Source organism: Paenibacillus sp. FSL R7-0163 (genome assembly GCF_037969975.1).
GTDB lineage: Bacteria > Bacillota > Bacilli > Paenibacillales > Paenibacillaceae > Paenibacillus_AQ > Paenibacillus_AQ odorifer.
The window spans coordinates 1,844,477-1,861,795 of the sequence record NZ_CP150224.1 but is presented as its reverse complement, the minus strand read 5'-3'; the positions used below and the strand labels follow the sequence as shown (position 1 = coordinate 1,861,795).

Genomic DNA, 17,319 nt, shown 5'->3' with positions numbered 1-17,319 from the left:
ACCTCCCTCTCCCATACGTAAGGAGCACCCAGATCAGCTGTTATTTTCTGAAATCGCTTCGCAGCCTTTCGACAAGAGCCACTGCTCCATATCGGCAAACGCCTGCCCCGTATCCTGTTCATAGAAGACGGCCACCTCTTGCTGGTAGGCATAATTCAATCGTACATAGCCTCCCAGCTGCCGGTAGAACAGGAAACAAGCATAGGCATTCTCATAAAACAAATCCGGCGGAAATTCATGTTGGCACAATCCAGCCAGTTCGGGTAGCGTAAGCTGGTCCTGCCCTTGTGGCAAACGCAAAAAGCGATGGCTGCGAGTGCCCGTCCACGGTTCATAATAGACGCTCTCCCCTTGAATGATTCCATACACCTGACGATATATTTCGTCCAGCACCAAAGCGTACATCCCCTCGTCTTCCTGCTCCGGTACCTGCAGGAAAATCGCCTTCACGTGCTCCGCATGCCGAGGTAGCCAGAGCAGCCCAGCTGTCTGTGGATACACTGCCAGAAAATCACCGTCAACCGTTGTACCTATAACGATACACTCCCCGATCTGTTGCTCAGTAATGGGGCTGTTTTCGTCATGCTCCCATAATCCGTACTCTGCAAAAGGTTTGAGCACCTCCGCATCCGGAAGCTGAACATTCAACCACCCTCTGTAAGTTCCTTCGCCGAATCGCCGCAAAAACCGGAGGTAGCCCGGTGGATAAACAGCGGCATCTTCCTTCGCAAGTGCTTGGTTTTGGTCATCAGACAGCGGTTTTGGCCGAGATACGATGTACATAAATACTCCTCCTGCTGCCCCCAACATGCAACTCTTCCAAATAAGAGAATTCTTTAAAATATTGCAGGTTGAGGAGCTTTTTTATCCAAGATAATACTGAAATTTTAGAGAGTGCAACATATCAATCCCCAATTTTTGAATTCTCCAGCTTGGCCAGTGCTTCGGTGTCATTTGCCCTGAACTATTTTCCACCCATCACAAGCCCATATTTATTGAAAATCCACGATTTGCTCAAATCTTGCATCGCACCATGGCTTATACGCACAGAAGGCTTTTGCTCCTTCATAGCATCTGCATCATGCGCCGAGAAGCGAAGCGGCCTTGTCATTTTTTTAATAGTACCCGTTATTTCATCGAAAAACGTATATGTTAATGGCTTATGGTCCCGAATATCCTCATAGATATAATACTTCCCTTTTTCATCTTCCAAATCTATTTGAAAGCCTTTAGGAAATGATAGCAAGATACACGGCAGTTCATCCTCTGCCCATTGTCCGTAATATGGAAAATAGACACCTTCATTTCTCGCGAAAAATCCAGAGCTTTCATTATCAGACGCAACAGAAATAGAATAAACAAAGAAAGGGAAACCCTCATTCCTTTTTTCTTCTGCCCTAAAATAATCATAAAAGGTCTTATACGCCTCATACACCTGATTCAGATCATGCTCTGTCTGGGCATAATTGGTTAGATGAAATTGCGCTTGCTTATGTTCAAAAAGCTTCAAAACGCTTTCAAACTCTTCCGGCCTTATGAAGAATCTAAGCTTATAAAATCCGCTGTTCTTTAATCTATCCATTTCTTTTCGCTCACCGCCATGTACTAAAATGTCATCTCAGCTGTCCTTAGCCATTTGCTCGTGTATTTTCAAAATTCATATTTCACAAATCGTTTTCTGAGAGTTTCTTCGTACGGGATCCACTCCCAATCACTCCATAAAGACATACTTACGAGTTCTGACAGCTTATCTACGGCTTGTCCCGGACTCGTTATGTCAATGAAGCCGTCAAAATCCTCATTACGGATATCCAACGCTTTTCGCAGGTAGTCATCATTGAGACGCTCTTCCCGGAGTTGTTCATATTCATCCCTCGTCCACTGTTCACAAAAGATCTTTTCGGCTTGAATGTCTCCATTCTCGAACAACGACAACTCGAATATTTCCTCATTCATATATCCGGCGGTCATCACTGGCTCCCCGATAAGCTGGGACAACGTTTTGCCGGCCTCCTTCACCGTACCCCATACAAAGTAATCGTGGAGCACGCTGATCCAGTTCTCGTTGCTTTTGCTTACGTACATGACAACTTTGCTCTCTGGAGCCTCATGATTGGACTTGCCTAATACTTTGGCATGCCCTTCGCTTAGCTCTCTTAATGCTTCGACAGTCTTCTCAAGGTTGTTCGACTTGATATGCAAATTTGCGAATGATCTTCCCACGAGATGGCCTCCTCTAATCGCTTTTTTTACTCAGCCAGATTCTATTTATATCCTATTGATCGGTTCTATGAATGTCTCATATTTCCATTATAGTGATCGCTTGTCCTGAGTCTACCTACTTTTCACCTGAATTTTGGAAATAACCTTCGCAAAGGAAGAGATATAACCTTGCCCGTTCAGCACAATCTCTAGCTCCTTCCCTCCTTCTCGCTTCGCTCACTCATTAAAAAAGGAGGGTATCCCTACGTCAATTTATGACGTTTGGGACACCCTCTGTCGAACTATTCCACATCCTTATTACAGCACTCTCCAACTTTCCGCTCAAAAATTCCCTGTCGTCCCTAATGGTACGGATCAGCGCGCTGGCTGTAACGGCAAGTTCTGATTTTAACTTACCGTTGTTCGATCAATCCATACTTTGGGCAGTTACCGACTCGCTGCCTCCATGATCCAGTCGGTCAATTCGTTGATTTGTCTTTTCACGGCGATTGGGTCGCGGTACCAGGATTGGTTCTCCGTCCATAAAAATACCCGATTGTTGCGAATCGGCTCGAGCGTCCCCCAGATCGGATCAGCCTGCAGCGATTCCAAGCTGGCTTCTGTCGTCAGAATCAAATAATCACCCATGTACTCCGAAAGTTTCTCCAGCGAAAATTCATAGTAGGATTCTTTCAGCATAAATTCTGGAACCGTCGTCGGCGGTTTCAGCCCCATTATTTCATACATTAGCCGGCCGCCTCGTCCCGACTTCGGACCAAAAAGGCTCACGTTTCCATCGTACTCTTGCATAATTGAAAGCGTCTCTCCTTCGGGAACGGCTTGTTGGACTTTCTCCCGAATGTCTGCAATGTCCTTCTCGAATTGTTCGTTCCATTTCTCCGCTTCCTCGCGTTTATCCAGCAAGTCGCCGAAATACATCATTTCCTCCTGAATGGATGCAAACTGATTGTAAGGAACAGATACCGTAGGTGCGATCATCTGATATTTATCGACTACCTCAGGCTGTGGATTATGCGTTATGATTAAATCCGGATTGAGCTCCAGCAGCTTCTCTAATGAGTCACCAACATCCGTCACGACGTCCAGCATTCCCTCAAGATAAGGACTCGACATCAAGAACGATTCGGCTGCGATCGGCTGGACTTCCAGCGCAAGTACGGTGCCGAGATAAGAAATTGCCGCTACGCGCTGAGGATGTGCAGGAACCTCGACATCGCCGAAAGCAGTCTTAACTACCTTGATCTCCGAAGATGTCAAAACCTCTGACTCTTGGGTGACCATGGTTGGAGAAGCGCTGACGGCAACCTGGCTGTTCGTTGCGCCTCCGTTGTTCACCGCCCCACCACAAGCTGTTAACATCACGGTCAAACATAACAGCATCACTGCATAAAAACTTCTGGTTGCTCTAGTCATTTTATTCGCCCCATCCTGTTGAAATTGATAATCAATATCACTCACATAAAAAGGATAGCTTAATGACCGGCTTAGAACAACGGACGATTGTGACATATTCCTTGCATAATCTGAAACGAACTGGCCGTATCGTTTACGATATTGGCCTGGCGTCATGCCGGCATACTTTTTGAACATGCGGCTGAAATAAATGAGGTCCGGATAACCGACATGTGATGCTATTTCCTGTTGCGTTGCTATCGTGCCGGCCAGCAGAGCCTTCGCATCTTCCATTCGGAAACGAATGACGTAGTCCAGCGGACTGAGCCCCGTCTGTTCTTTAAATTTTCGCGAAATGTATTGTTGGCTGTAATTCAATTGCCGAGCAAGCTCCTCAAACGAGATCGGCTGGCGGTAATTCCTGGACAAATGCCGAATAACTTGCTCCGATAAAGATGGCTCACCGGCTCCGAACAGACGCTCCCTCAGGACAGCGTGAACGAAGCGGATAAAGTCTCCCTTGGCCGACAGCCGGGTCAATCCGTCGTCAGAATTAAGCCAACCGTCGCGTATCGTTTGAAGCAGCTCGAGCATGGCCAGCGGTTCGCCAGGCGGGAACCCCCAGCTTTCCAGAAACGGGTCGGATTCCTCCATCATCATATGAAATTCGCGCGAGGCCGAAGCGGGGAGAGACGCTTTGTAGAGTACGATATATACATTCAGCGCTTCTCGGCTCCGAACCGTCACCAAAGAGCCTTTGCCGGCGTGCAGTACATGAAAACGATCGCACAGCCACACCTCATCATCAACCCACAACTCGCCTTGTCCTTGGAAAGCGAATATAAATGCGCTTGCTGGCAAACGGTATTGATTCAAATCGTTCTCGGTTCCGGCCTGCTTTAGCCTTACGTCCAGCACACTCATAATCACCTGGTTCCATATTTGTATAAGTTTCAGAACGTCCATAGCTGATTCGCAAACTCCCTTTAAATTCTCAAGAGATAATCATTCTCAATTGAATCATGTTTCTAAACACAATAACGAATACATCTAGCGCTGTCAATAAGGTATTGCCGAATGAGACGAGGATGCGAATAGCTAGGCATACGGCTATTTTTCCGGAGTCTAGCCCAAAAGCAAAAGACGCTAGTTCCGCAAACATACGTGCGGAACTAGCGTCTATCAATGAATCGTGAGGGCCCTTTCTTTGAACTCTCAATTATCTTAATCATTAGCATACTTTTATGTTGCCTGCTTAGTGAATGCCTGTCTCTTTCGTAAGGGAATTTTTGTAGGCTGCAATTTTGTCTTTCAACATCTTCTCTGTGGCTGTTAAGTTTCTGATTTGGCTCTGTATAGAGTTACTATGATTCTCAAGAAGGTTCAAGCGGGCTTGGGCCGTATGCTCTCCTTCTAAATATAACTGCGCATATTCTCTAATTTGTGAGATCGGCATTTGGGTTTGTTTCAACCTCATCACAAATCGCAGCCAAGCAAGATTGGAGTCATCATATATTCTTTCTCCATTCGCATTCCGTATCGGAGCAATAATCTTTTCCTTTTCATAATATCTCAGTGTATATGCGGTAATCCCTAGTAATTTGGCTACATCGCTGATCGTATACATACAAGCCCCCGAATCTATGTTGATTTTAAGAGTCCCCATAATTATAAAAAACATTTGACTTAGAGTAAACTCTAAGCTTTATGATTACATCGTTGTTGAAACACTAAATATTCTTGTAAAAACGGAGGAATTCACATGAAATATACTGTAGTTACAGGCGCCAGTTCAGGTATAGGTTATGAAACCGCTCTAGCCTTTGCGGCTCGCGGTAAAAACTTAATTGTTACAGCCCGCAGAAGGGAGCAACTGGAGGAGCTAAAATCTGAAATCAATCATAACTACCCCGATGTAGTTGTCGTTATTCGAGTGACTGACTTATCCGTTTCTAGTAATGCTTATAAGCTTTATGAGGATCTACAAGGGTTCGAAATCGAAACTTGGATCAACAATGCGGGATTTGGAAATTTCGCTTCAGTGGCCAAGCAAGATTTAGATAAAATTTCTGCAATGCTGCATCTGAACATTGAATCGTTGACGATCCTTTCCTCTCTATTCGTTCGTGATTACTCCAATGTTGAAGGAACACAATTAATCAACGTTTCATCCGGTGGCGGCTATACGATTGTGGGAAATGCCATTACGTACTGTGCGACTAAGTTCTATGTGAGTGCCTTTACTGAAGGACTCTCTCATGAGTTGAAGAGTCAAGGTGCACTTATGCAGGCTAAAGTGCTGGCACCTGCCGCAACAGAAACAGAATTCGCGAAGCTTTCTTTCGATGTCCCCGAATTCGAATATCATGGGACTGTGCCGAAATATCATACCGCGAAGGAAATGGCTGTATTCATGCTTGATCTGTATGACAACGATCATGTTGTGGGGATTGTTAATGGTTTGACGTACGAGTTCGAGTTGAGAGATACCCTCTATAATTATGTGGCGAGCACGCGATAAGTTCATCTCGTAATGGCAAGTTAAGAAGCATGATCATCCTTTACGGATCGCCGTGCTTCGACAATGATGTAACTCCTAAATCCCCTATCAAAAAAAGGCTGCCAATCCCTTATGGGCGGCAACCTTTGATTTTTACTCTACGACAACGCCAACATCGCGTTCATATCTTCCTCAGCAGTAGTAATTAGCTTCAACCCAAAAAGCTCTACCAACACATCCAGTACACCTGGCGAGATGAACTCGGGTGGCTTTGGTCCGATGCGGATGTCCTGAATGCCGAGACTGAACAAGCCTAGCAGAATAGCCACTGCTTTTTGCTCAAACCAAGACAGCACGATGCTGACAGGCAGCTCGTTCACCGTACACTCAAATGCCTCAGCCAGAGCCATGGCAATCTTCACTGTAGAACCGGAATTATTACATTGCCCAAGGTCAATGTAACGCGGAATACCGGTGTCTCCAACGGTGCCATAATCTACGTCATTAAAGCGGAACTTTCCGCAAGAAGTAGTTAAAATGACGGTATCGTTCGGTAAGGAAGTCGCCAACTCACGGTAGTAATTCCCGCCCGTACCTGGCGCATCACAGCCTGCAATGACGAAAAACCGGCGGATATGCCCGTCTTTGACTGCTTGAATGATCTCTGGTGCTAACCCGATTACAGTTTCATGATGATATCCGGTCGTGAGTACCAGATCTGACTCTACATCAGCCGCAGGTAGGGACAACGCTCGATTAATTAGTGGGGAGAAGTCGTCGCCCGTTATTTTCTCTACACCTTCCAGCCCCGCTACTTCATATGAGAAAAAGCGGTCTGCATAAGTGCCTTTAATCGGCATTACACAGTTTGTGGTAGCAAGAATTGCACCGGGAAACTGCTCAAACAATCTACGCTGATCATACCACGCTTTGCCGATGTTGCCTTTAAGATGCTTATACTTTTTGAGTGCAGGATATCCATGCGCAGGCAGCATTTCTGAGTGAGTATAAATGTTGATGCCTTTCCCCTCTGTCTGCCGCAGTAATTCCTCCAACGCATATAAATTATGTCCAGTCACAACAATACATTGACCTTCAATTTTGTTCTGACTGACTGTGATTGGTTGCGGAATGCCAAAGCGGTCCGTATGCGCACGATCCAGTACATCCATGATGCGCACCGCCGCATCTCCGACCTTCATCGCCATCTCCAAATGTTCCTGCGTATTAAAGTTGGAATTGGTCAACGTCATATACAAAGCTTCGTGGGTGATACGATCCACCTCGGGGTCGCTATATCCTAGCTGCCGGGCATGTGTCGCATAAGCTGCAATTCCTTTTAATGCAAAAATCATCGTATCTTGTAAACTCGCAATGGTTTCATTTTTGCCACATACCCCTACAACGGTGCATCCGCCATTCGGTGTCTGTTCACATTGGTAACAAAACATATCGTTATCCTCCATATCTAGATAATCATTCGTTACTTCCAACGTAACAGAACACCAAACCTTGAGTTGTGATTACACACACATTTTTTTAGATCAAGCAGATTTAAATGACCTTCTATTTATAACAATCATTAGTACAATAACGCCTAAACAAATGAAAATATTAATCTCAAAAACCAATTTGTACGCCTGCAACTGACTCCCTTGTCCTGTCCCTCCACTCATCACACCAAGTCCAAGTGCTGAGCCAAAGACCATCCCCGCATTTCTTGTTAAAGCAATTAATCCGCCAATCGAACCTACGTGTTCCCGAGGCGTCTGCTGCATAATAAAGCTATTATTAGGAGAGGCAATGAGCCCCATACCAAGGCCTATAAGAGATAGAATCGCCGCGATTCCATAAACCGGTATATGGTCTAAATACACCAGCAACAAGATAAACCCGCTTCCCATACAGCTCAGTCCCATAAGCATCAGACGATGAGAGCCATAACGGTCGGAACAGTAGCCTGCGAGAGGACCTGCAAACGCCAAGGCAATGGGATAAGCCGCCATAATATATCCTGTCGTAGATGACGAGAACGGAACCGCCGCCCCCATCAAATAAAATGGAATAAGGACAAGCAATGTATTAGACAGAATAAAAGAGGCACAGCTAACGATCAAGCCTCCCGCTACAGTTGGAATTTTCAAAGCTTGTAAGGGTAGAAAAGGATTCTTTTGCTTCCGTTCCCAGAATAGAAAAGTAATCAGTAACAAGAACCCCCCCACCAAACTTGTCATCGTCCACACGGACACCCAGCCCCATTTGCTCCCATTTGTTATTACGAGAAGAACCAAGGTGATGAATGCCATAAACAAGCTGGCCCCCACGAAGCTGATAGCACCCGGTTTGCGCTCTTGCACACGGTTGGGTATGTACCGATATGCCATAATTGTAGCCACAATCGCCACAGGAACATGGATTAAAAATAACCATTTCCAGCTCAGCCACTCTGCAATCAAACCTCCCGCTATAGGTCCCGTCATCCCGCCCAGTGCGACAGCTGTACTTAAAATTCCGAGTGCACGTCCTCTTTGCTCTTTCGGCATATGAATGGTGATGAGCGCAATATTAGTTGCTTGGAAAATCGCAGCTCCTACTCCCTGTATAACTCTGAGCGTTAGCAATATTGGTAAATTAGGTGAAAAAGCGACCAGGATGGAACCCACAGTAAAGATCACAAATCCAAGATTGTGAATCCGGCGAAAACCATAACGGTCGCCCAGTTTCCCCATAACAGGAAGAAGTGCCGTAATCACTAGCAGATACCCTGTTGTGATCCATAATCCCTTCCCAAGCTCTGTCTGAAAATAATCCACAATAAAAGGAAGCGACACATTCACAATTCCGGCTGTAAAATGGGAAATAAACGCCCCCATACAAATAGCCGCCATCATCCCCAGCCGCTGCCCGTGTCTGCTTTTAAACTCTATATCTTTTGCTGCTATCATGTTGATCCCGTCCCTACTCATATTGTTTAAGAATTACTAACAATTATAAGTAGATCCCTTGCAAGAACAATCCCATAAAGATGGGATGGAAATGGTTTAGGCGAATATGTCTATCAGAATAGGTGAGGAAAATCAGAGGTAATGCAAAACAGCAAAAAGCGGCACATTTAAGTGCCGCCTCTGAATTATTATCTATAAGAGTCATGCGTTGGGCGAAACAAATCTTCTTCGGAACTTCTGACCATAGAAAAATGTTCGACATTGTAGTGCCCATGTAATGTTTTATTGTGATGCTTGATGATTTGTTCTGCACTTAAAACATCATTGCCCGTTGTAGAATGACCATCTCCGACCAATGTAACATCCATGCCGCTAACCGTAGCCGTCCGAACCGCAGTATCGATGCAGTGTTGAGTTTTACATCCCATAATGACCACATGCTCAATCTGCTGATCTTTCAGATATTGTAGCAGTTCAGTTCCGTGAAAAGAATTCGTTGCCAGCTTATCAAAGATTTTGGCATTTACAGACCTATTGATTTCATTGTGCACTTGAAAGCCTGCACCTGTTCCTTCAGCGACATCAAGATCCCTAACAAACACAACTTCGACATTGGCTTCTTTTGCTTGTTCAATCACTTTATTAATATTCCGGATAAGCTGCTCTTTATTGAATACCGCACTTTCCTTTTCGTTTCCATCCATTAATTCTTGTTGTGCATCGATGATTAATAATACCTGATTCAAATGATTTTCCCCTTTCGAATGGTGGGGAACGCTAACACGCTTGATCAGTTAAACGTTTTCCCCATATAATTTTGCAAGCTGACATTGTTTTTCATAATATCTACCTCCCAATAAAAATGGTATATAAACTTTAATCTTATAATTTAAGACTTTTTTAGTTTACCATATTTTTAAAATGTACTCTCTAAAAACTTTGATCGCTACATCCATTGATACATCATAAAAATGGAGGAAATCAGATTAGTCAGCCCGTGCAGGACCCAACCTGGAATGATCGAACCGCCGGATAACTTCTCATTCAATATTCCGATACTCCAACCCACAAGACCCGTAAGAAGCATTACAACAGCAGAATTCAAAAATCCGGCACTACTGTATAACAGCACAGCATGTACGACACCAAATAATAAAGCTTGAGCACAGTTTCCAATTCCGAATCCGAATTTCGAACTTAACCGTTTTCCAATGAAGCCGCGGAACAGAATCTCTTCGGACAAGCTAGTCTGCAACCAAGAATAAATCAATGCCGGAATCAAACCTTTAAGACCTGTACCATAAAACTGTGAGCTGGCCAAAGTATTCCTATCCAGCATGTAGATTGCTGTAAGCATTCCCAGACTGGTGAATATAGTCATCGTAAGTATAAAACATAGTATGAACTGCTTCCTAGAAATCAATTGGGGTTTCTTCCAGCCAATCCACATGGCAAAGGATGATGTTGTTCTGCTTGTAAAAAACCAGTATGTATAGGGAATGATGCTGAATAAGATGAGCTGAAGGACTGCACTGATGAGCAATGACAATGTCAACGGAATACCCTCCCTTTAATAAGAACAGCCTCAATATATCATGGACCGCTGCTTGCCCGCGGGAAGAGACCGTAACTTGCAGGTTAGGTGGAGTAGTTGGTTTCGGATTGCTACTCAGGCAGTGGTAATACCGCCAACATCATGAACTGCCCATTCTCATATCTGAAACTGACGCTTCCTTGAAGCTGTTGAACCGCATACTCAATGCTTTCGATTCCGAACCCTCTACTCCCAAAGTTCCGCTTGCTGGACAAAAAAGAGCCCTGCCCGTCCTCTGTAAGCAGAGATGCAGGATTCTTTAAAGAAATCACCAATAACCCTTCGGTATAAATTACTTCCAGCTCAATAACATTCTGCTCTGACTCTGGTAATCTCTGAACCCCTTCAATTGCATTATCTAATGCATTGCCTAGAATAATTGCAATATCAACCTCTTTGCCTGCAAGTGACAGGTCCTGCGGGATGCGAAAATGAGATTGCATTGTAACTTGATGTAGCTCAGCTTTTGCGAATTTCTCATTATAAATGGCATCAATAGCGATATTTCCAGAAGAAATAAACTTTTCTCCCGCCTCCTGTGTCGAAGCAACCTCTGCAATATATCGCTTGGCTTCTTCTAAAGCGCCTTCATCCAGCAGAGAATGAATAAGGATCAGCACATGATTCAGATCATGCCGCAAACGCTGTGCTTCCTGATTATCTTTCAGTTTACTCGTGTAATCCTTCACTTGCTGCTGAAGCACATGATTATGGAATTCGATCTGCATCCGTTTCATTAACTTTTGATATATAAACATTACAGCCACATTAATTACAAGAATCCCAAGCAGGATGAATACAAAATCAAGCGGAATATTAAAAGGTTTATCACTGGAATGTCTCAGATTCACAATAATAATAAGCAAAGAACCCGCCGAAACAAGATTCAACACAGCCCAATCCTGATTCGACAATAACGTAGTGGTGTCCACTTTGAATAACCGCAACAATAGCAGACATAACATGATGCTTAGCAAGATAACAAATAGGAAAGAAAAAGATAACCACCAAAAATTAGCTTCATTTATTCCACCGGTATTGAGCGGGATATGCTGAATCCCATACCATACCAACATTTCAATAACAACCGTAAACACTGTATAGAAACTGCTAAAGAACAGCTTTTGTAGCACACTGCCGCGGAAATAAATAATAGTAATCAGACTATACACAATCAGGTGAAGGATGACCGAATCAACTAGAGATAAGCTAGCAGCAGTAAGCGATTTAACCATATAAAAGATAATAAGACAGCCTATAAATGACTTTTTGCTCCTGTTCAGGATTAGAAATTTCTTGAGAAAAATATAAAATGTGACCCCTTGCGGAACATATATAAGGATGAGCATAAATACACCAAAAAAGTAAGGACTAATCTCCCGGATGAAAGACATTTATCTTAAGAGCCTCTTTTCTATAAAGGCATGGTAAGACCGTAAAGAATCAGAGCTTTTACTGCGGCTGACTGGAAGTTCCACCCCGTTCTTCAGCTGAATAAGTTCCTTGCTTAAAGAACGAACATGCAGCCAATTTACCAGGAATCCCGTATGTACGCGACAGAAATCATGTGATCCCAGCTGTCCTTCCAACTCTCCCAGTTTACCATAATACGAGTAAGTCTCTTGTTCAGTATAAAGGACCAACTTTTTACCTCGTTCTACCGTGATATACATAATATCATCTACCCTTAAATTATAGCTCATATGATGGATTGAGAATGTCAGCACATTGTTTCTTTGCAAGCATTGCTGAATGGCTTTGACTGTGGCGGTCTGCAGTTCATGTTCATCAATAGGTTTCAGCAAATAGCGAAAGGGATGAACCGCAAAGCTTCTTCTCATATAACTTGTATGAATGGTGACATAAATAATTAATACCCTGGCATCTTTGAGCCGGATCTTCTCAGCGACTTCTATACCGTTATACTCGGGCATCTCCATATCCAGATAAACTATATCGTATGCGGTAGACGTCATTGTCTGAAGCAGGGTTTGGCCTGATTCATAAATCTCAATAGAGGCGGTCATCCCTTGCAGGCTAGTCATCTGCTTCTTGAGTAATTCTTCCAACCGCGAGGCATCTTGCCTCTGATCGTCACAGATAGCAATGTTAAGATTCATATTATGTATCCCTCCAAGTGAACGTAATTCTATCATATTATAATTTGGAAAAATATGAAGAACCGCCAAAAAGCCGATCCTCTCGGACCGGCCAATAAACTCTTTTCATAGGAAAGTTTTTACCCTAATCAATTCATCGGAATCGCGGACGCCAGCCGCCGAAACTGGATGAAAATAAACAGAGCGGTCAGCATCACCACAATTCCTGAACCGAGGAACCATAGCTGCACTCCGTATCGATCCACTACAGGTCCTGCCAACAGCAGTCCAATTGGCGAAGACAACATCATAATGCTGGTCACAAGTGAAATGACACGCCCAAGCATCTCGGGTTCAAAAGAACGCTGGATCATCGCCATGAAGGGACCATTGAAGAAGGGTGCCGCACTGCCCATGAAGAACGAGAGAATGGCAAAGATCACAAATGCATTCGGACCAATCAAACCACTGATCACACAGGTAAGACCGATGACTAGCAGACCTACGCTCATATAGCTAATGTCGCTCCATTTTGATGAGAACATCGACAATAGCAGACCACCTAAAATCATCCCGATGCTGAACACCGCTTCCACCAGGCTGGCACTGTATCCTCCACGGCCAAAATGAGACAAAGTCATATAAGGAAACAGTGTCGCCAGCGGCATAAATGCGATACTAAACACCGCAGTAGCCCCCGTAATCAACACAATGGGTTTCGCTTGAATGAGTGCGTTCCAGCCCAATCGGAATTCTTGAACGAAAGACGGCGCAGCTGTAGCCTGCACTTTAGGCTGATGGATCTTCACCATGAACAGCATCAGATTCGCAATCAAAGCCCCGGCCACATCGAGTAGCAATACCGCCCCAAGCGAAGTTGCCGAGTAAACCGCTATCCCAAGTGCAGGACCAATTACATTCGAGAAAGAGAACACCATCTGCTGCCAGCCCGCGACTCTTGTCAATTCTTCTTCAGGTGCAATCAACGGAACAGCCGCCTGAAAAGCCGGGGCATGAAAGGCCGAAGCCGCTGAACGCAAGCTCAGAATGACATACACAAAACCAAGTCCCGGTTCCCCCCACATGAAATAAATACCTAATATCAGACTGAAAAGCGCTATTGCGCTATCAGCAATAATCATTGTTATTTTACGATTCCAACGGTCCAGCCAAACCCCTACGAAAGGACCCAAGACCGCTTGCGGCAAAAACGCTGCCAACCCAGCAATCATCAAAACTGCCGCTGACCCTGTCGATTCCGTCAAGTGCCAGATCACCGCGAATTGAACCATCGAACTCGTGAGAATCGAGAAAATCTGTCCGCTAAAAATAAGGGCGAAGGCTTTTTTCCATTGTATTTGCATAAGGTCATCTCCTTTGATTAAATACTTAAATAAACTCATTCCATGAGCATAGGCACACTGAAACAGGCACATCACAAATAAACTCATTTCCTTATCTCAAAAAAATGAATGAGTCCACTTGTCTTGCACCACGGACTACCATAAACGAATGGAATGGGTCACAAGGAGCACCTCCTGAAAAAATTATGTTCATTATAACATCGCAACTCCTCCATGAGCCAGTTCCAATTGTTCATTTTGCGAAGAATTTGATCTATCTCTATCTTCCGAATAAATTCCTAAATAAGGGAGAAGATAAAAATCACACTTAACATCTAATTTATTTAAGGAGAATTGCATGCGGAAATTTTTTATCGCCAAGACGCCTCCGTCTAATCCTAAGGTGCCCCCTCAAATCGAAGCCGAAAATGAGCTTTCAATGAAGGATCTTTTTTCCCATGCTATCTCTGCGTCTCTCGAAGACAACTTGCAGATTATTAATGACTGTTTTGCCAATTGCTCAGACCTAAAGGTTATTCCATGGCATTATGGCCCGGATCTTAAGTATGAAGCCTCATCCGTCTATTTCAATACACTTACTAAGTCTGACCCTACAAATTATTTTAAAGATGTCTTGCAAAATATAGTTCCGCATGAGCTGGGGCCCACCTTGGACGTAACCGTTGAAGATGTCATCTCTTATTTTGAAAAAAATGGTGTTTCATCACCGCTGCTTGAATTAATGGACAATATCGGTCAAGCCATTAAGGGGATTCTTGATGGGAAAGTTGTCCTTTTCTTTACAGGTTGGCAAAAAGCCGTTGCCTATTATGCCTTTGATGTAGAACAGCGCCAAACCTCTGAGCCCATTTCAGAGCCTACTGTTCAAGGTCCCCACGTCAGCTTTATAGAAAGCTTAGAGCGTAATATAGGTGTTATTCGTAGTTTGCTAAAATCTACTAATCTTAAGTTCGAGTTCTTTACCTCTGGTAAGCAGGTTCAAAGAACGTTGTCCTATGGTTATCTGGATGGAGTGGTGAAACCAGAAGCATTAAATCAATTCAAACAACGTATAGCAAGTATTGATCAGGAAGAAATTCTTGACGTCTCCTATCTCGAAGAGTGGATCGGTGATTCTCTCTACTCACCATTTCCACAAGTCCGCTACACAGAACGACCGGATACAGCTATAACAGCTCTGCTAGACGGGAAGATTATTGCTATGGTTAACGGAAGTCCTTCCATTCTGATCTGTCCCGGGAATTTCATGGAGTTTTTTACGAATAGCGAAGATTATTACTACCGAACCATTTTTTCATCATTGATAAGATTGATTAGGGTCGCTGCCTTCATCATCGCCCTGCTGTTACCCAGTACCTATATTGCCTTATCCAACTTCCATTCCGAACTAATTCCCACGGTTCTGCTGCTTGCCATTCTAAACACACGCGAAGGAATCCCCTTTCCGGCTATGGTTGAAGCTTTGATCATGGAGTTTTTCTTTGAGCTTTTGAGAGAGGCGGGCATACGCTTACCCAGACCGATTGGATCGGCCGTCAGTATCGTTGGAGCATTGGTCATTGGACAAGCGGCTATTCAATCGCAGATTGCCTCTCCGGTCATGGTCATTGTCGTCGCTTTGACGGGCATTGCCTCATTTGCGCTACCTCAATACAATATGGCAATTGCGCTGCGGATTTTACGGTTTCCCTTAATGATTCTCGCGGCAACGTTCGGAGGACTTGGCATCATGGTCGGTTTTATTCTAATTTACCTCCATCTGGCTACCTTGCGCTCTTTAGGAGAACCGTATTTAGACTCGTTAGCTCCGCTAGATCTCAAAAGAGTACGTGATTCTATTTTTCTACTTCCGAGAAGACTGCTGCTTCATTCACCACGGAATCGACACCTATATAAAAAGACTTCAGGAAGGAAGTAGATATAGTGAAGCGACTTACTACCATACTAATTTCCCTTCTTGTACTCACTCTAACTAGCGGATGCTGGGATAATAAAGAATTGGACGAGTATGGGTATGTGCAGGCGGTCGCCATTGACCAAAGCGAAGACAATCGGATTGTGATCACGACACATTTCTATAATCCTTCCACCAAAATAGAAATGGGACAAGCAGGGGATCCAGCGTCGAAGGGAATTAATATTGTTACAAGTGGAGAAACCTTTTTTGAAGCAATAAGGGAGATCCCGGCAAAATTTGGTCGAAAAGCCAAATGGGATCATATGCGTGTCATATTAATCGGGGAGCAACTAGCCAGAACCTCGAACATCCGGGAGGTGCTTGATTTTTTCTCCAGAGATCAAGAACCGCGTGGTACCGTTCTTCCTCTCATCGCTGAGCAATCTGCGGCACCATTTTTAGATATCAACCCGTTTATCGAGCAGACCATTGGTCAACAGTATAAGAGAATGGAGACGAGCGGTGCTCTATATGCCGCAAAAACTTCCAAGATTCCTCTCTATGAGCTGGCTATACAAATGTGTAGCCCCTCCAATACTTCCATCATCCCTTACCTGCATAAGACCAGTTTGGATCATAAACCATTGATATCTGGGCTGGCTGTAATCCATGACGGGAAAATGATTGACATCCTAAAGGAAAAGGATACAGAAGCATTCATGATGCTGACGGATAGATATATCTATGGAGTACTAGAATTTCCTTGCCCGGATGAGACCGAAGAACCGCTGCGAAAAAAAGAAACGCTTGAAGTGCTTACCTTCAACAGTACGCTTACTCCAACCGTGAAAAATGGTTCTGTATCCGTCGGTGTAAAAATTGCTATTGAAGGGATGATCGGAGAATTACGTTGCTCACATATAAAAAACAATAAGGACATGAAGCTTTTTGAGCAGCGTGTCATAACTCAGGTTGAACAACAGGTTGAGCATGCAACCAAGTTTTTGAAAACAAAAAAGATCGACGCACTCGGAATTGGCAATCAGATTTACCGGAAAAATCCGCAGCTGTGGAAACAACTAGAGCCTCAATGGAAGGATACATTCGCCCAGACTCAGTTCGATATCAACGTTGATGTCAAAGTGTTAAGCACTGGAATGAACTCAGGTACAATATTCGGAACAAAGGAGAAGTAGCTATGGTGGGAAAAATAATCTGCGTCCTCTTATTAGCTTCCGCTATGCTAGCCCATGACATTCCAAGGTTTAGGCAAGCCTCCATCCGCGATCGAGTAGTTTATGGAGT

The 17,319-nt window shown here is 44.1% G+C and carries 15 protein-coding genes; 3 read left to right on the top strand and 12 right to left on the bottom strand.

Features of this window, described 5'->3' with window-relative positions; genetic code table 11:
* Positions 1-33: 33 nt before the first annotated feature.
* From NST45_RS08235 to NST45_RS08215, 5 genes are all read right to left on the bottom strand, one after another.
* Positions 34-783 carry a hypothetical protein gene (locus tag NST45_RS08235; protein WP_076141038.1) on the bottom strand — a complete coding sequence of 250 codons (750 nt, stop codon included), beginning with the start codon at positions 781-783 and terminating at the stop codon, positions 34-36.
* Positions 784-964: 181 nt separating this feature from the next.
* A complete protein-coding gene (locus NST45_RS08230; RefSeq protein WP_076141039.1) occupies positions 965-1,582 on the bottom strand; it encodes a hypothetical protein in 618 nt (205 codons plus the stop codon).
* Positions 1,583-1,650: 68 nt separating this feature from the next.
* Positions 1,651-2,223 (bottom strand): hypothetical protein, encoded by a 573-nt coding sequence (locus tag NST45_RS08225; protein WP_036688772.1) that lies wholly within the window; start codon positions 2,221-2,223, stop codon positions 1,651-1,653.
* Between the two features lie 426 nt (positions 2,224-2,649).
* Positions 2,650-4,581: an AraC family transcriptional regulator gene (locus NST45_RS08220; protein WP_076141040.1), complete on the bottom strand. Its 1,932-nt coding sequence runs from the start codon at positions 4,579-4,581 to the stop codon at positions 2,650-2,652.
* Positions 4,582-4,870: 289 nt separating this feature from the next.
* Positions 4,871-5,242: a MerR family transcriptional regulator gene (locus tag NST45_RS08215; RefSeq protein WP_038572105.1), complete on the bottom strand. Its 372-nt coding sequence runs from the start codon at positions 5,240-5,242 to the stop codon at positions 4,871-4,873.
* 135 nt (positions 5,243-5,377) lie between these two features.
* Here NST45_RS08215 and NST45_RS08210 point away from each other — a divergent pair, with 135 nt between their 5' ends.
* Positions 5,378-6,136 (top strand): SDR family NAD(P)-dependent oxidoreductase, encoded by a 759-nt coding sequence (locus NST45_RS08210; RefSeq protein ID WP_076100281.1) that lies wholly within the window; start codon positions 5,378-5,380, stop codon positions 6,134-6,136.
* A gap of 137 nt (positions 6,137-6,273) precedes the next feature.
* Here the strand turns inward: NST45_RS08210 and hcp are convergent, their stop codons facing one another.
* The 7 genes from hcp to NST45_RS08175 all read right to left on the bottom strand — a co-directional run bounded on the left by hcp (position 6,274) and on the right by NST45_RS08175 (position 14,117).
* A complete protein-coding gene (hcp, locus tag NST45_RS08205; RefSeq protein WP_036688774.1) occupies positions 6,274-7,566 on the bottom strand; it encodes a hydroxylamine reductase in 1,293 nt (430 codons plus the stop codon).
* A gap of 93 nt (positions 7,567-7,659) precedes the next feature.
* Entirely contained in the window at positions 7,660-9,060 is a 1,401-nt protein-coding gene (locus NST45_RS08200) for an MFS transporter (RefSeq protein WP_143763127.1), read from the bottom strand.
* A 188-nt stretch (positions 9,061-9,248) separates the two neighbouring features.
* Entirely contained in the window at positions 9,249-9,806 is a 558-nt protein-coding gene (locus NST45_RS08195; RefSeq protein ID WP_036688775.1) for a cysteine hydrolase family protein, read from the bottom strand.
* 200 nt (positions 9,807-10,006) lie between these two features.
* The gene (locus NST45_RS08190; protein WP_036688777.1) at positions 10,007-10,615 is read right to left on the bottom strand and encodes a CPBP family intramembrane glutamic endopeptidase; all 609 of its coding nucleotides are present in this window, start codon (positions 10,613-10,615) and stop codon (positions 10,007-10,009) included.
* A gap of 110 nt (positions 10,616-10,725) precedes the next feature.
* Positions 10,726-12,048: a sensor histidine kinase gene (locus NST45_RS08185; RefSeq protein ID WP_076213372.1), complete on the bottom strand. Its 1,323-nt coding sequence runs from the start codon at positions 12,046-12,048 to the stop codon at positions 10,726-10,728.
* Positions 12,049-12,774 (bottom strand): LytTR family DNA-binding domain-containing protein, encoded by a 726-nt coding sequence (locus tag NST45_RS08180; protein WP_076100278.1) that lies wholly within the window; start codon positions 12,772-12,774, stop codon positions 12,049-12,051.
* Positions 12,775-12,902: 128 nt separating this feature from the next.
* Positions 12,903-14,117 carry an MFS transporter gene (locus NST45_RS08175; protein ID WP_038572114.1) on the bottom strand — a complete coding sequence of 405 codons (1,215 nt, stop codon included), beginning with the start codon at positions 14,115-14,117 and terminating at the stop codon, positions 12,903-12,905.
* Between the two features lie 337 nt (positions 14,118-14,454).
* On the opposite strand from NST45_RS08175, the gene NST45_RS08170 reads away from it, so the two are divergent.
* Both NST45_RS08170 and NST45_RS08165 read left to right on the top strand, forming a co-directional pair.
* Positions 14,455-16,035: a spore germination protein gene (locus tag NST45_RS08170; protein WP_080742525.1), complete on the top strand. Its 1,581-nt coding sequence runs from the start codon at positions 14,455-14,457 to the stop codon at positions 16,033-16,035.
* A gap of 5 nt (positions 16,036-16,040) precedes the next feature.
* The gene (locus NST45_RS08165; protein ID WP_036688784.1) at positions 16,041-17,210 is read left to right on the top strand and encodes a Ger(x)C family spore germination protein; all 1,170 of its coding nucleotides are present in this window, start codon (positions 16,041-16,043) and stop codon (positions 17,208-17,210) included.
* Positions 17,211-17,319: the final 109 nt, after the last annotated feature.

Excerpts from the sequence above, each read along its gene's own strand:
- NST45_RS08185 (WP_076213372.1), bottom strand. The coding sequence starts at position 12,048 with ATGTCTTTCATCCGGGAGATTAGTCCTTACTTTTTTGGTGTATTTATG.
- NST45_RS08200 (WP_143763127.1), bottom strand. The coding sequence starts at position 9,060 with ATGATAGCAGCAAAAGATATAGAGTTTAAAAGCAGACACGGGCAGCGG.
- NST45_RS08210 (WP_076100281.1), top strand. The coding sequence starts at position 5,378 with ATGAAATATACTGTAGTTACAGGCGCCAGTTCAGGTATAGGTTATGAA.
- NST45_RS08230 (WP_076141039.1), bottom strand. The coding sequence starts at position 1,582 with ATGGATAGATTAAAGAACAGCGGATTTTATAAGCTTAGATTCTTCATA.
- NST45_RS08170 (WP_080742525.1), top strand. The coding sequence starts at position 14,455 with ATGCGGAAATTTTTTATCGCCAAGACGCCTCCGTCTAATCCTAAGGTG.
- NST45_RS08180 (WP_076100278.1), bottom strand. The coding sequence starts at position 12,774 with ATGAATCTTAACATTGCTATCTGTGACGATCAGAGGCAAGATGCCTCG.
- NST45_RS08215 (WP_038572105.1), bottom strand. The coding sequence starts at position 5,242 with ATGTATACGATCAGCGATGTAGCCAAATTACTAGGGATTACCGCATAT.
- NST45_RS08235 (WP_076141038.1), bottom strand. The coding sequence starts at position 783 with ATGTACATCGTATCTCGGCCAAAACCGCTGTCTGATGACCAAAACCAA.
- hcp (WP_036688774.1), bottom strand. The coding sequence starts at position 7,566 with ATGTTTTGTTACCAATGTGAACAGACACCGAATGGCGGATGCACCGTT.
- NST45_RS08220 (WP_076141040.1), bottom strand. The coding sequence starts at position 4,581 with ATGGACGTTCTGAAACTTATACAAATATGGAACCAGGTGATTATGAGT.
- NST45_RS08175 (WP_038572114.1), bottom strand. The coding sequence starts at position 14,117 with ATGCAAATACAATGGAAAAAAGCCTTCGCCCTTATTTTTAGCGGACAG.